The following is a 13230-nucleotide window of genomic DNA, read 5'->3' as shown; positions in this document are numbered from 1 at the left end:
ACCTTCAATCGATGACGCCATGCAGATAGATCGCGAAGCCTCCAACAGATATTAACAAGGACCAGAACGAGGACAGATTTCTGCCGAGCGCGAGGGCAATCGTCATGCCGCAAGCGACCAGTACTGCGCCGGCGAGGAGGCTGTGATCGGCGAATGACAAGCCGATCGCGCAGAGGAATATGCTGGTCGAAACCGTCACGAGCGCGAGGCGGATGCGCGACTTCTCCGGCCCCGAGACGAAGATCGACGAGCAATCCGCCCAGCTGAAGCCGATGGCAATGCACAAGAACGGCAGAAACGGTCCCACCTGAGATCCCTTTTTGAACTCACTGTGCCAAGCAATTGGCGTGCCATGAGCTAACGCATTGGAAATTCAGGGGATCATCCCGTCGTGGCCGATGGAGACTCGAAGTGAGTGCCTGTTTGATAGGCATCCAACGCGGAATGCTGGGCAATCCGGGATAGGCGCACTTAGCCGTTACGGGGGCAGGTGCCAGCCTATAGGAGGTCTCTAAAGTCGCGAACGGTGGCTGCTTCGGCTTTCGGTCGTTTCTGCTTCGCTCAAGCCTGATCGATCGGCCCTGAAGTTGGCTCAACTCCACATGCTCACTGCGTGGTCCACGATCTCCCTCATGCGCGCGAACCTCTCCCAGAGGTGCCTGGGTGACGAAGCCTGCCTTCGTGGCGGAAGCACCGACCTCGGACCAGCACCATCAATGCCATCAAGGTACGCCATTCCGGTGACGTGCAGCACAAGGTCATCGAGAGCACCTATCGCATTCTTGGCGAAGCGGAGCGACCCTTGTTGCTCCACAGGACTAGTCAACCTTGCGGCTGAACCATGATGAGGCCGATATTCTCGCGGATGCGGCCCATGTTCTCCGATCTGGTGACAGCGAAGGCGAAACGACGACGCCAAGGCCGAACAGTTGCTGGTTCCCCCGCGATCGTGACGACCGCGCCGACGATCTGTGGACGGTCTGGAACGTGGTGCAGGAAAACGCCATCAAGGGCGGATTGCGCGGCATTGGCCGCGACGATCTCGGCCGGCCGCGCCGCCCGATGCTGGTCTGCGTCCTGCCGGCGGAGCCATCGTCTGACGGCACCCTCCGCGGCGACGGCGCTCAAGCGCGCTTCACCGAGCCGCGCCGGTTTGCGTTAGGCCCGCAAAGAGCTCGCGAAATGCCTCGGCGAAGATCCGACAATTCGCGTGAAGGCTGTGCTGAAGGCGCTTGAAGATTGGAATCCCACAGCTAGAGCAATCTCACCAACGCTCTTCGATCCAAGGCGCAGCTCATCCTTTGCGCGCGCGATCCGCCAGCGTTGAAGGTATTCTATAGGCGCTAGTCCCACTGTTTTGCGAAATCGCGTCGCGAACTTGGATCGTGATACGCCACAGAGACGAGCCAAGGCGGAAACCGTCCAGTCGTGTGCTATGTCGGCATGCATGGCCGAGAGCGCGCGCGCCGTCACCGGATCGCGGAGACCGGCCACGAGCCCTCGGCGCTGCTGGCTGATCTCCCCGGTAGCGCCGGACCGCAGGATTTCCACAAGAACCAGTTCCATCAATCGCCCCACGACGTAATCTCCTCCCGGTCTCGGACAGCGGGACTCGTCCTCGTTCATGGTCAACAGAGCGCGAACGCGCGACGATGATGTCTGACCTGCCGGGATGTGGACCAGCGATGGCAGCAACTCGACGAGTAGCTCCTCGTTGGCAGAGTCAAAGACAAACTTGCCGGCGTGCAAAGTGCTGATCGGGCCGCCACCTGAACCTATTCTAATCCTCGGATCGTTCGTGGCCGCGGTTACCGTCTCGCTGTCCATCGGCTCGATGGCCGCGTCCGTGGTGAGAGCGAACGGAACCGTCGCGCGGATGAGAAGGAAATCGCTTGGGGCCAGCCGGATCGGCGGCAGGGGGGACGGCTGCGTCAATAGGCATTCGCCTTGCTCGAGCCAGCAGAACAGCAGGTCGTTTCTCGGTCGGAAAGAAACCCCCCACCGCCCAACGCCATCAATGCCTCCCCAGAGAGTGGCGCGCGGTCGAAGCAAGTTGATGAGATCGAGAAGCGGGTCCATATTTGGACGATAGATAAACTCTTCCGGCTTGTCAGCTATCGACCGTGCAGAAGCGCGATCTATCATTGGCCGGCAATCAAGTGTTTGGCAACCGGCAGGCTCAGATCGGCCTGCTGCGCATCTCATCAAGGAGTTTATCGATGTTGCAGGAAAAGCGTGTCGTCGTTCTCGGTGGATCCCGAGGCATCGGCTTTGCCGTGGCCGAGCAGGCCGTGCGAGAAGGGGCCAGCGTCGTTATCGTCTCCAGCCAGGAGAAGGGCGTCACCGATGCTGTGGCCAGGCTACCCCAAGGCACGGCCACGGGCAGAGCTGTCGATCTCAGATCGACCGACGCCGTAAGGGCGCTCTTTGAGGAAATTGGCGCATTCGATCATCTGGTCTATACGGCTGGGGAGCCGCTTCCGTTTGGTCCGCGTGTCGCCGACACCGATCTCACGATCGCACGCGGTTTCTTCGAATTGCGCTATTGGGGCGCGGTTGCCGCTATCCAGGTGGCCCGGCCGTACATCCGAAGCGGCGGATCAATTGTTCTAACAAGCGGAACATCGGCTAGGCGCCCACCCGCAGGGTTTGCCTTCGCGGCGAGCATCTGCGGAGCGATCGAGTCCCTGACGCGTGCACTGGCGATCGAGCTAGCGCCGATCCGGGTTAACGCGGTGCTCCCGGGCATGGTCGTCACGGATCTCTGGTCTGGCATCCCCTCGGACGCGCGCGAGCACATATTCCGCGAGACTGCGGCGAAGCTCCCCGTCGGCCGTGTAGGAACACCTGCCGACGTGGCCGAAGCCTACCTCTCGTTCCTGCGGAGCGACTATACGACTGGACAATCAGTGGTTGCGGACGGAGGCGGAACCCTTGTGTAGACACGTCGCCTCAGAAGGGGAGCATCGCCCCTCTATGGATGGCGCGAAACCCGGAGAGGAGACGTGCGCCGCGCCGTGCCAACGGCCATATCTGCCGCGGTGCCAGCGGGAGCGGAAAAAACGTGGGGGGCACGCTGCCAGAGGAAACGGCGACTGGAAGAGCGACAGGGCGACAAATGCGGCCGCGGTCAGTCCGATCATGACTTTGTTTTTCAGGGAGCGGCTGCCAATGCGGAGAACCGCCCCGAGAACGATGGCAAGAGCGGCAGACTTCAGGCCGAAGAACAGGGCATGGAGGAAGCGTTCCTCGCCGATCCAACGCTTCTCCTCGACGATGATCCTATGCATGACCGTGATCTGGCCGGCAGGTCCGCCGAAGCTCAGCGCGGCCATCCGCGCCCAGACCTTCAAGGCCTCCGAGAACGGCAGACTGTGTTCGACCGCTTCGCGCGCGGCGGTTTCTTCCTTTTCCACGGTTGCCATATCGCTGGCCCGCCTCGGCGTTCGGCCAGTTGTGGGTCTCCCCGGTGGCGTCGCGACACCAGCGATAGAAAGCGTCGTAGAGCGTCAGGCCCGCCTCCAACTGCTCGAGGTCGTCGCTGAACATCCGGGACAACCCGAGCGACGCTGCAAGCAGCCCTGCCACTTCCGGGGCAAGCTCCGGTCGTCCCGTATCCGCGCCTCGGACGATCGTCGCGAGGCGCAGAAGAGAGGCCGGAGTGGTACGACAGCCCCGGCCTATGTCGAGATCCGTACGCACCGGCAGAATGGTGTCAAATACACCGGTCTGCTTGTGGAAGGGGGAGCGACGCCGCTTGAAGACCGGATGAAGGGTTGAGGCGTCCCAAATTGAGCCTTTCGACAGAACGACAGGGAAGGCCGGAAAGCAAAATGGCCGAACCTATCCTGGCTAATGTCTTCACTTATAATGGCACGGGCGGAACCCCTGCCAGTCGTCCCGAAGCGGGAGGCATAAGTGACCGCGAACTGCGGGATGTCGCTGACCCCAGAGTTTCGGCCAGCGTGGCAGCGAGTTGCGCCCAGGACTGCAAAGCGGCTCCGCTTAATCTGTCCGCCTCATGCCAATTCTGCGGCCGCCGGGGTAAGTCGCTCGGAAAGAAACTCTGCAAGGAGCTTGGCTTCCCTCGAAAGCCGCATGCGACCCTTAACCAGGGCCATTTCGGATCCACGCTCAGCTCGGAAGCCATCCGCCGGCGACAGCTTGCGGTGTTCCGGTAGCAACGCATTTGACGGAAGCAGGCTGACCCCCAGCCCGGAGGCGACGGCCGCCTGAACGCCCATCAGGCCCTGGCTTGTGTAGGCGATCCGCCAGCGGCGACCCTGCGCTTCGATCGCGCGGATCGCGCGCTCGCGGTAGATGCAGCCGACCGGAAAGACCGCAAGCGACACCGGATCGGGATCAACCTTGCAGCTGCCGCCACCAACCCAGACCAGCTCCTCTTTCCAGCTCACCAGGCAGGCGCCGTCGCCGGCCTCTCGCTTGATCAATGCTAGATCGATCTCGCCTGCATCGAGCAGTCTGCGCAACTCGACGCTCCAGCCACTCGTCGTGTCGAGCCGGATCTGCGGCGACGCAACGGAGAAACTGGAGAGCAGATCGATAAGCCGTCGACCGGCGAAATCTTCGGGGACACCGAGGCGCACTGTCTTCGGTGCCATGGGCTTGCGCATGATGTCCATCGCCTCGGCTGCCGTGGCCAGCAACCGGCGTGCGTAGCCGAGTAGAAGCTCGCCTTGCTCGGTGGTCTGTACACTGCCGGTCGATTTGTTGCGTACGAGCAGCACATGGCCGACATTCGCCTCCAGTTTCTTGATCTGCTGGCTGACGGTCGATTGTGTCAGATGCACGCGTGCGCCGGCCCGGGTGAAGCTGCCGCAGTCAACCACAGCCATAAAGGTCCGTAACAGGTCAAGATCGACGATATCGCTCATTCGAATACCAACTTTATGACATTAGAACATTTAATTTCTCAATGAAGGTGATCCTTGTCAAAATCAAGTGGTAAAGGAGATACCCTGACATGACCTTTAACGGAAAACGCCCTAACTGGCTGACCTTCGACTGCTATGGCACTCTCATTCAATGGGATGAAGGGCTGCTGGCCGCCGTTGATAAAATCCTGTCTAGAAAGGGCGGCACGATCGATCCGGTTGCCTTCATCGGCGTCTATGATCGCCACGAGCACCAGCTGGAGGAGAAGCGGCCGCACCGGTCGTTCAAGACGGTGAGTGCGAAGGCGCTCGAGCGGGCAATGGCTGAGTTCGCCCTGCGCTTCGATCCTGGCGACGCCGATATCCTAACCAGTTCGATCAGCCGGATGCCACCGTTTCCAGAAGTGGTCGAGACGCTTGGTCGGTTGAAGGGTGCCGGCTTTCGCCTCGCGATCATCTCGAATACCGACGATGGCATCATTGCCGGCAATGTCGCCCAGCTGGGTGGCCACATCGATCGAGTTATTACGGCTGAACAGGCCGGCGCCTACAAGCCGTCGTCGCAGATCTTCCATCATGCCTGGGACGGTCTTGGGACCGGGATCGATGATCTGGTGCATGTCTGCGCCAGCCCGCATCTCGACCTTGCGGCGGCACGCGAACTCGGATTTCGTACGATCTGGGTGGATCGTGGAACCGGCCGCAAGCCGCTCGACGATTATCGACCGGGCGCGGTGGTTGCCGCACTCGATCATGTGCCCGGCGTGCTGAAGGCCGCCGGCTGGATGTAATGCGGAGAAAAACACAGATGGCCCATGAATTGAACATTGCCGGCGCAAGGCCGGCCATCCTGCGAAACGCTTCGCTCGACACCGAGGAGATCTGGAATGCGCGGCGAGATCTCGCGGCCTGTCTGCGCACAGCGGCCAGGCTAGGGCTCGAAGAGGGTATCTGCAACCATTTCTCGGCCGTTGTGCCCGGGCATCCGGACCTCTTCCTGGTCAACCGACTGGGCTGGGCTTTTCAGGAAGCCACGGCCTCATCGCTGCTGATCTGTGATTTTGAAGGAAATGTCGTTGCCGGTGACGGCGTGCCGGAGGCAACCGCCTTCTTCATTCACGCACGCCTGCACAAGATGCTGCCCCGCGTCGGCGCCGCCTTCCATACCCATATGCCGAACGCCACGGCGCTCAGCATGGTCGAGGGCGAACCGCTGGTGTGGGCCGGTCAGACGGCTCTGAAATTCTATGGCCGCACCGGTGTCGACGAGCACTACAATGGTCTCGCACTGGACGAGCGCGAAGGTGACAGGATTGCTGCAACGCTCGGCGATAACGACATCCTGTTCATGAAGAACCACGGCGTCATGGTCTGCGCCCCGAACATTGCCGAGGCATGGGACGACCTCTACTACCTGGAGCGTGCGGCAGAGGTACAACTAAAAGCCATGAGCACCGGCCGCCGCCTGCTCGCGGTATCCGCCGACATAGCCACGGCCACCGCCCGCCAGATGCGGGAAGGCGATCCGGAAAGCGCGCGCATGCATCTCGAAAGCATTCGCCGAGTTCTTGACAGGCAGGAGCCGGGCTACCGAGAGTGATTGGTCAATTCAAGCCGTCCGGCAGATGCAAATTCCTCAAGCCGATCTGATCGTTTCAGTGTCTGGCGCTTCGAGGATGCGGTTCAAGAGCAAGTGCCGGCATGCTACTCGCAATCTTAAGAAGAAAACGAAAGTATGCGGCCGTAATGCTTGTGGATAGAGCCGGTCCGCGTTTGGAGGTTCAAACAATGACTGACCTAACAAACTGGCATGGTGTGCCTGCTCCGGAAAGAGTAGCTATCGATGGGCGCTATGTGCGTCTCGAGCCGCTGAATGCCGACAAACATGGTGACCATTTGTTCGAGGCCGTCTGTGGGCCTGATGCTGAACGGCTCCATCGCTGGCTTCCAGACAAAGTGCCGGAAGATAGGAACGCCTTTCAGGGGTGGTTAGCAGAAAAGGCGGCATCTATCGACCCACTCTTTTTCGTCGTCCTTGATAAGGCTACCGGCCGGGTGGTGGGGCGGCAAGCTTTGATGGATATTAGCACCGCGCATGGCTGTGCAGAGATCGGGCATATTTTATGGGGCCCGGGAATGGCCGGCACGCGCCTCGCTACAGAAGCTTTCTTTCTGTTTGCGGACTATGTCTTTCAGCTGGGATACCGTCGTTATCAGTGGCGCTGCAATTCGCGAAATGCTCCGTCTCGAAAGGCCGCCGAACGATTTGGATACAAATTTGAAGGCATATTTCGACAGAACATGATCGTCAAAGGCGAGAATCGCGACACAGCTTGGTTTTCAATCATCGACTCTGAATGGGAAACGTTGCGCGAGGGGTATCTCAAATGGCTAGATCCCGAAAATTTTGAACAGGACGGCGGGCAAAGAATAACGCTTCGCCAGGCATTTCAACTCTAGGGGCGAGTTCCCGATGCGCATTATGTTTCAGGGAGCGTTTCGAAGCTGACCCATTTCATATCGGAGTAATAACCGGGCAGGCGAGTTCTGCTCGCCGAATTGCAACAAAGCACAAATATCGGATCTTGACCCGATGCCACCGGCAGTCCTTCATCGCCTGCGACGTCGGGCGTCCACATTCTTGCTATTCGGAATCACTGATTCGAATCCGTTCAAGGCGAGATATCCAAAACTTGTCCGAGACCCTGAAGGAGTACCATTTCAGCATTCAGTTGGGCATGCTGGCTCGTAGGTGCAGTGCGGCGCCCACCTTTTCGGCCGCTACCCGCAGGCGCTTGTCTCTGGTCCATAGAGCGCTCGCTTGTCAAGAAGGACCGATGCGAGCAAATGGGCATCCGTGTAGCCAATGCCCGTGCTGAAAATGCCATGGCGATCGATCATCGCCATGACTTCGTCGTGTGTGGCCACGACCGCTACGCGTTGAGCCGACAGAAAAGCTATTACGCTGCCGCGATCGCGACGGCTGCCAAGCGCCAACTCACCAATCACACACGGGTGGCAAAGTGGCGATCGTCCTCAACAATCCTGCGGAGCTCGGCATCGGCATGGCGGAAATGATCGATCCAGATCGAGGTGTCGGCCAGTATCACTTGGCCGCTGCGCTCCGGCGGCGCGGCGCTGCCTCGGCATCAGGCATGGTTCCTCCGAGCGCGATCAGGCGCTTTCCGGACTCCACACGAACGAGTGTCTAACGCTTGACGGACGAGAACTGCGGTTTCTTTAGTGCCGGTTAAGGACCTAGCCCTTTCGATAAGCGTGTCATCGAGGTTGATAGTCGATCGCATTGATCAGCTCCCTTATTGGCTGCGATTATCAGCACCATTTGGTGATAAAATCTACGCCTGGTTTTCGTTCCCATTGTTGGAAGCAGTCCTGTAACGGAAGTAGATAACACATCAGTTTGTTGAAAAACCGCTGGAGCCGCAATTCGTATCCCTTCACATCAAGCGCTTTTGGCCGCGCCCGTAGCTTAACGGAACGACTTCGAGCCCGCCGGCCCAAAGGATTAACAGTGCACTCTTCACCGCGACCCCGGCGTACGCAATGAAGCCGCCCATCTGGTGACGTGATCGGCGACGACGGTGACATGTTCGGCGATCGTGAGACCGGAGACGGCCTTTCTAGGCCGAAAGTCGTGATCTCCATCCTCTAGCCAGAGAATTTCGATCATTTTGGAAAGCGTGTAGCCCGAAACCTCCTCTCGCGATCCGAATAGATCACGTGTGCCCTGGCAGATGAGGGTCGGGGTCTTCATTTCCGCGAGATGGTCTGTCCGCAAGCCGTCAGGTTTTCCGATGGGATGGAACGGGTAACCCAGGCAGAGCAGTCCGGAGATCTTTCCAGTATCGTAGAGGTCATCCGCGATCATGCTGGCCACGCGACCGCCCATGGATTTGCCCGCGATGACGAGGGTTCCTCGCGCACCGAGTCCATCGATCACAGCTTCATATTCCTGCTTCAGGAGTTCGGCGCGTGGGGGCGGCGACCGTTTTCCGGTGGAACGTCGTGCTGCCATGTAATCGAACTCGAACCGGACGACCCGCAGGCCCTGATCGGCAAATGCGGACGACATGTTTTCCATCCACATCGTGTCCATTGCACCGCCCGCTCCATGAGCGAGAACGATCGTGATCTTGGCGTCTTCAGGGCCGGTAACGAGAAAGTCATCGGGCATTCAGATTTTCTCTTCGTTCGTGATACCACTGTCATACCGATGCGGGAGCCGCTGTAAGAGAGCCGGCCGCGATCCACAACAGCAGCAGGTGCCGTCTTGTCCCTAACAGCCATCTCCCGTATCCGTCGCGCATTTCCGTAGTCTCTTCGACGTTCCAGAAGGAAAGCACTTTTGAAAGACCTGCGAACGTAGTCGCACCGTTCCCTCAAACGGTCCTGCACATTTGAAGTAGTGACCTAGTCGACCTATGAGGCCTTACCTGCGGAATGCACGGAGACCTTCGCCATTTCCACGGCATCCCGAGAAAGCCATTGGTGGGCCGAAATTGCAGCCTGAAGTTCCGGAAGCGTGCGGTTGCCTTCCCTGAACAAGGTGACAACGGTGGCGGCCGCGATTTCGTATTCCGGGGCGGCACGGTCGATACCGATTGAAGTTCGCCACTCCTCGAGTGCCTGGCTGATGATGTCGAGTTCAACGGACCCGAACGTCGCATTCACAAAGTCTCTCATTGTCTCTCCCGAAAACAAGCGGCAGAGAGATGGGAGCCGCCATGGCCAATGTCAAAGGGAAGACGACGATCGAGTGGCTGTAATCAAATATTCACCATGACTTGCGAGCTTTACCGCGCCACGCAGTTGAATACCCGGCAATTGGGCAGGTGTTGGTTTTGCGTCACCTGCCCAGTAGTCCTGAATGTTCTCAAAGCCCAGAGGCCCGTTGCTGGCGGCGGCGCCGCGTCTCTAACCAGCTTTGACAAGTACAATCAAATGCTTACCTACCAGAGTGGGCGGCGCAAGTTCAGATCCTTTTAAGAGCAGGTCCAAGATTCGTAAGATAGGAGAGCGGGTGACGCGCGGAGTTCGAGCTCCGCTCGTCGTGGCTATCCTCAAGCGATGATAGCCTTTGGCTCCAGAAACGCCTCTAGGCCGAACACGCCATACTCGCGGCCGATGCCCGACTGCTTGAAGCCACCGAAGGGAGCAAGCGGCTCATGGGGCGCAGCATTGATGACAACACGACCGCTGTCCAATCGATCCGCAAGTGCTTGCATGCGCGAGGCGGCGCTGCCATGCAGATAGGACTGAAGTCCGTAGGAAGTATCGTTGGCGATGGACACGGCTTCGTCGTCGTCACGATAGCCAATGACCGACAGCACCGGCCCGAATATCTCCTCGCGCGCGATGCGCATCTGGTTGTTGACGCCGGTAAATATGGTCGGCTTCGCGAACCAGCCACGATCCAGTCCGGTAGGCCGTCCGAGACCGCCCGTCAGGAGGCTGGCGCCCTCTCGTGTCCCCAGCCCGATATAGGACTGGACGCGGTCGTACTGCTTCTGACTGACCATCGGTCCGATCATCGCGTCCGGATCATCGGGAGCGCCGACCTTGAACCTCTCAGTCTCCTGCTTCAGCCTGGCCAGCACTTCATCTAGCCGACGGTTCGGAACCAGAACGCGGGTGCCGGCGATGCAGGACTGGCCGCTGTTGATGAAGCCCATCCGCAGTACGGCGGGGATGGCCACATCCAGATCGGCGTCGTCGAGAATGATGTTCGGACCCTTGCCGCCAAGCTCCAGCGTGACGCGCTTGAAGGTGTCGGCCGCGCTACGCAGGATTTCCCTGCCGACCGCGGTGGATCCGGTGAAGGTCACCTTCGCGATATCCGGATGCCGGCTGAGTTCCGCGCCGACGACATTGCCGAGCCCGTTGACAATGTTGAACACACCTTTCGGCAACCCCGCTCCATGCAGGCATTCGGCCAGGACCTGCGTTTGCATCGCGCTCATCTCGCTCGGTTTGATGACGATGGTCGAGCCGGCGGCGATGGCAGTTGCGAGCTTCGAGGTGATGAAGCCGATGTTACTGTTCCACGGCGTGATGGCGGCGGCGACACCGACCGGCTGCATGACCACGCGCGCTCGACCTATACGGCGCTCGAAGTCATAGTTCTCTAGAACCTTCGCCATGGTCAGGAAGCTTGAGGCGGCATGGCGAATGGCGAACCGCGTGAAGGTCTGCGGAGCACCGTACTCAAGCGCCATAGCTTCCGTCAGATCGGAGACGCGCGCGGCGACGGCAGCGTTCAACCGCTTTAGCATGTCGATGCGCTCAGCTTTCGTGGTGCGCGAAAACGCGGGGAAAGCACGTTTCGCCGCCGCAACCGCCTCTCGCGCATCTTCGACGCTGCCCAGTCTGGCCGTGCCGATCTTCTCCTCCGTTGACGGATTGTGGAGATCGGCCGTCTCTGTCGCGCGAGGCGTGACGAACTGCCCGTCGATGTAGATTTTGTCGATGTCGTACATTTCTAACTCCTTTTGGCTGTTGAGGCATATCTGGCATTTCGGGATTGTCCTGATAAGTTGGCCAAAAGTGCTCAGGCTGATAGGAAATTACGGACAATGATGCGTGGCTCGCTTGCTGAACTCGAGGCGGTTCTCGCCGTTTCTTCCCAAGGTGGGTTTCGGGCGGCGGCTCGAGAACTGGGAATTTCCTCATCATCCCTCAGCCAGCAGATCGCCACGCTGGAGACCCGCATGGGTGTCAGACTGTTCAATCGCTCGACGCGGAGCGTGGTCCTTTCAGCAGCAGGCGAACAGTTCGTAGCAAGCGTCGGTCCGGCGCTGGAGGCGATCCGTAGCGCCGTCGAGCATGTCGATGAACATCGGGCAGAAGCGACGGGCACCTTGCGCATCAACACCTCGCTCGGCGCAACGCGGATGATCCTGACGCCGCTGATCCTGGAATACATGCGCCGGAACCCGCTGATGTCGGTGGAGATCGTCACCGAGGGCGCGCTGGTCGACGTCAACGCAAAGGGCTTCGATGCCGGAATAAGGATCCGGGAGGCCGTTCCCCCTGACATGGTGGTTGTCCCGATCGACGACAGCATCCGCCCTGCCATCGTCGGATCGGTCGAATACTTCCGACGCTATGGAAAGCCACAGGTTCCGGCTGACCTTCACGATCACCATTGTATCCGCGCCCGAATGGCGAGCGGCGCGATCTACCGCTGGGAGTTCGAGCGAAGGGGAGAGGCTTTCGCGCTCGACGTTCCGGGCAAGCTCACGCTTGATGACAGCGATCTGATGCTCCGGGCGGCCCGCGATGGAGCCGGACTTGCCTATCTGAACGAATGGCAGATCGCCGACGATGTGGCCGCCGGAAGGCTGGAGCAGGTCCTCTCCGATTGGACCCCGCCATATCCGGGGTTATGTCTCTACTATCCCGGAAGGCGCAATATCCCGGCAAAGCTGCGCCGGTTCATCGACTTGATCAAGGCTTTGAGGGCAAACCTGAACGTTGAGAGCCGTTCTTCAATTTAGAGGATTGCTCAACCGTGCAGATGGGAAGCTCACCTGTTATTCTCGGCGGTTACGGCACTGTTTCATGCAGCGTAACAGTCCAATGTCAAACATGAGTATTCAGCCGCGCGATCGCGCATTGCATCCTGTGCCCACGGATCGGGAACGAACCCGGCCTTCAAGCAGGAGCGATCACATGAAACTCTATCACCATCCGCTGTCCGGTCACTCTCACCGCGCCCGGCTTTTCCTTTCCCTGATCGGGCTTCCCCACGAGCTGGTCGAGGTCGATTTGCAAGCTGGCGCCCACAAGCAGCCCGACTTCCTCAAGATGAACCCCTTCGGCCAAGTGCCGGTGCTGGCGGATGGCGATGTCTTCATTTCGGATTCCAACGCGATCCTAGTCTACGTCGCCAAGAAGGCAGGTCAGACGGCATGGCTTCCTGAAGATGCAAAAGGAGCGGCCGACGTTCAGCGGTGGCTCTCTGTTGCAGCCGGTGAGATCGCATACGGTCCGGCAGCTGCGCGTCTGGTCACGGTGTTCGGCGCCAAGTTCAATCCGGAAGAGGTGATCGGGCGTGCCCATACCATCCTCGGCAGGATCGAGAGCCAGCTGCAAGGGCGTGAATGGCTGGTGGGCAATCGCCCGACGATCGCCGACGTCGCGATCTACAGCTATGTCGCGCGCGCGCCGGAAGGCAATGTCGACCTTAGCGCCTATCCGTCCGTCAATGCCCTCCTTGCCCGCGTCGAACAACTTCCAGGCTTCGTCGACTTCGTGAAAACGCCCGTTGGCCTTGCCGCCTAAGCCTCGATAGGGCGTGCGACGCCTCGCACGC

At 59.7% G+C, this 13230-nt stretch carries 13 protein-coding genes and 4 pseudogenes; 6 read left to right on the top strand and 11 right to left on the bottom strand.

The annotated features are described in order from the left end of the window. Positions 1–4 precede the first annotated feature (4 nt). From FHX05_RS28190 to FHX05_RS28180, 3 genes are all read right to left on the bottom strand, one after another. The gene (locus FHX05_RS28190) at positions 5–307 is read right to left on the bottom strand and encodes a hypothetical protein (RefSeq protein ID WP_112401155.1); all 303 of its coding nucleotides are present in this window, start codon (positions 305–307) and stop codon (positions 5–7) included. A gap of 515 nt (positions 308–822) precedes the next feature. After that, positions 823–1128, bottom strand: a complete 306-nt coding sequence (locus FHX05_RS28185) for a hypothetical protein (RefSeq protein ID WP_183876017.1) — start codon at positions 1126–1128, stop codon at positions 823–825. A 30-nt stretch (positions 1129–1158) separates the two neighbouring features. Continuing rightward, a complete protein-coding gene (locus FHX05_RS28180) occupies positions 1159–2145 on the bottom strand; it encodes an AraC family transcriptional regulator (protein WP_246699137.1) in 987 nt (328 codons plus the stop codon). 74 nt (positions 2146–2219) lie between these two features. On the opposite strand from FHX05_RS28180, the gene FHX05_RS28175 reads away from it, so the two are divergent. Beyond that, the gene (locus FHX05_RS28175) at positions 2220–2942 is read left to right on the top strand and encodes an SDR family oxidoreductase (RefSeq protein WP_183876015.1); all 723 of its coding nucleotides are present in this window, start codon (positions 2220–2222) and stop codon (positions 2940–2942) included. A 138-nt stretch (positions 2943–3080) separates the two neighbouring features. On the opposite strand, the pseudogene FHX05_RS28170 reads toward FHX05_RS28175, so the two are convergent. From FHX05_RS28170 to FHX05_RS28160, 3 genes and pseudogenes are all read right to left on the bottom strand, one after another. Continuing rightward, positions 3081–3425: pseudogene (locus FHX05_RS28170) on the bottom strand (chromate transporter); the annotation flags it as partial. Positions 3426–3444: 19 nt separating this feature from the next. Beyond that, positions 3445–3651 (bottom strand): annotated as a pseudogene (locus tag FHX05_RS30615) (chromate resistance protein ChrB domain-containing protein); the annotation flags it as partial. Between the two features lie 368 nt (positions 3652–4019). After that, a complete protein-coding gene (locus FHX05_RS28160; protein ID WP_183876013.1) occupies positions 4020–4895 on the bottom strand; it encodes a LysR substrate-binding domain-containing protein in 876 nt (291 codons plus the stop codon). 89 nt (positions 4896–4984) lie between these two features. On the opposite strand from FHX05_RS28160, the gene FHX05_RS28155 reads away from it, so the two are divergent. The 3 genes from FHX05_RS28155 to FHX05_RS28145 all read left to right on the top strand — a co-directional run bounded on the left by FHX05_RS28155 (position 4985) and on the right by FHX05_RS28145 (position 7355). Further along, on the top strand, positions 4985–5686 hold the full coding sequence (locus tag FHX05_RS28155; RefSeq protein ID WP_112414929.1) for a haloacid dehalogenase type II: 702 nt from the start codon (positions 4985–4987) through the stop codon (positions 5684–5686). Between the two features lie 17 nt (positions 5687–5703). Next, positions 5704–6495 carry an aldolase gene (locus FHX05_RS28150; protein ID WP_112411143.1) on the top strand — a complete coding sequence of 264 codons (792 nt, stop codon included), beginning with the start codon at positions 5704–5706 and terminating at the stop codon, positions 6493–6495. Positions 6496–6683: 188 nt separating this feature from the next. Then, positions 6684–7355 carry a GNAT family protein gene (locus FHX05_RS28145; RefSeq protein ID WP_112400619.1) on the top strand — a complete coding sequence of 224 codons (672 nt, stop codon included), beginning with the start codon at positions 6684–6686 and terminating at the stop codon, positions 7353–7355. A 268-nt stretch (positions 7356–7623) separates the two neighbouring features. Here the strand turns inward: FHX05_RS28145 and FHX05_RS30610 are convergent. The 5 genes and pseudogenes from FHX05_RS30610 to FHX05_RS28120 all read right to left on the bottom strand — a co-directional run bounded on the left by FHX05_RS30610 (position 7624) and on the right by FHX05_RS28120 (position 11392). After that, positions 7624–8005: pseudogene (locus tag FHX05_RS30610) on the bottom strand (type II toxin-antitoxin system VapC family toxin). Continuing rightward, positions 8002–8200, bottom strand: a pseudogene (locus FHX05_RS28135) (type II toxin-antitoxin system VapB family antitoxin). Before FHX05_RS28135 ends, FHX05_RS30610 begins: the two co-directional pseudogenes overlap by 4 nt. Before the next feature lie 236 nt (positions 8201–8436). Next, positions 8437–9090: an alpha/beta fold hydrolase gene (locus FHX05_RS28130; RefSeq protein WP_183876011.1), complete on the bottom strand. Its 654-nt coding sequence runs from the start codon at positions 9088–9090 to the stop codon at positions 8437–8439. 245 nt (positions 9091–9335) lie between these two features. Then, positions 9336–9599 (bottom strand): hypothetical protein, encoded by a 264-nt coding sequence (locus FHX05_RS28125; RefSeq protein ID WP_183876010.1) that lies wholly within the window; start codon positions 9597–9599, stop codon positions 9336–9338. 377 nt (positions 9600–9976) lie between these two features. After that, positions 9977–11392, bottom strand: a complete 1416-nt coding sequence (locus tag FHX05_RS28120) for an aldehyde dehydrogenase family protein (protein WP_183876008.1) — start codon at positions 11390–11392, stop codon at positions 9977–9979. Positions 11393–11491: 99 nt separating this feature from the next. Between FHX05_RS28120 and FHX05_RS28115 the strand changes: the two genes are divergently transcribed. Both FHX05_RS28115 and FHX05_RS28110 read left to right on the top strand, forming a co-directional pair. Then, positions 11492–12412 (top strand): LysR family transcriptional regulator, encoded by a 921-nt coding sequence (locus tag FHX05_RS28115; protein ID WP_112415732.1) that lies wholly within the window; start codon positions 11492–11494, stop codon positions 12410–12412. 175 nt (positions 12413–12587) lie between these two features. Next, a complete protein-coding gene (locus tag FHX05_RS28110; RefSeq protein ID WP_183876006.1) occupies positions 12588–13199 on the top strand; it encodes a glutathione S-transferase in 612 nt (203 codons plus the stop codon). Positions 13200–13230 lie beyond the last annotated feature (31 nt).

The organism is Rhizobium sp. BK491 (assembly GCF_014194925.1).
In the GTDB taxonomy this organism is placed as follows: domain Bacteria; phylum Pseudomonadota; class Alphaproteobacteria; order Rhizobiales; family Rhizobiaceae; genus Rhizobium.
The sequence above is the reverse complement of the archived record's forward strand: the minus strand, read 5'-3'. Positions and strand labels throughout refer to the sequence as shown.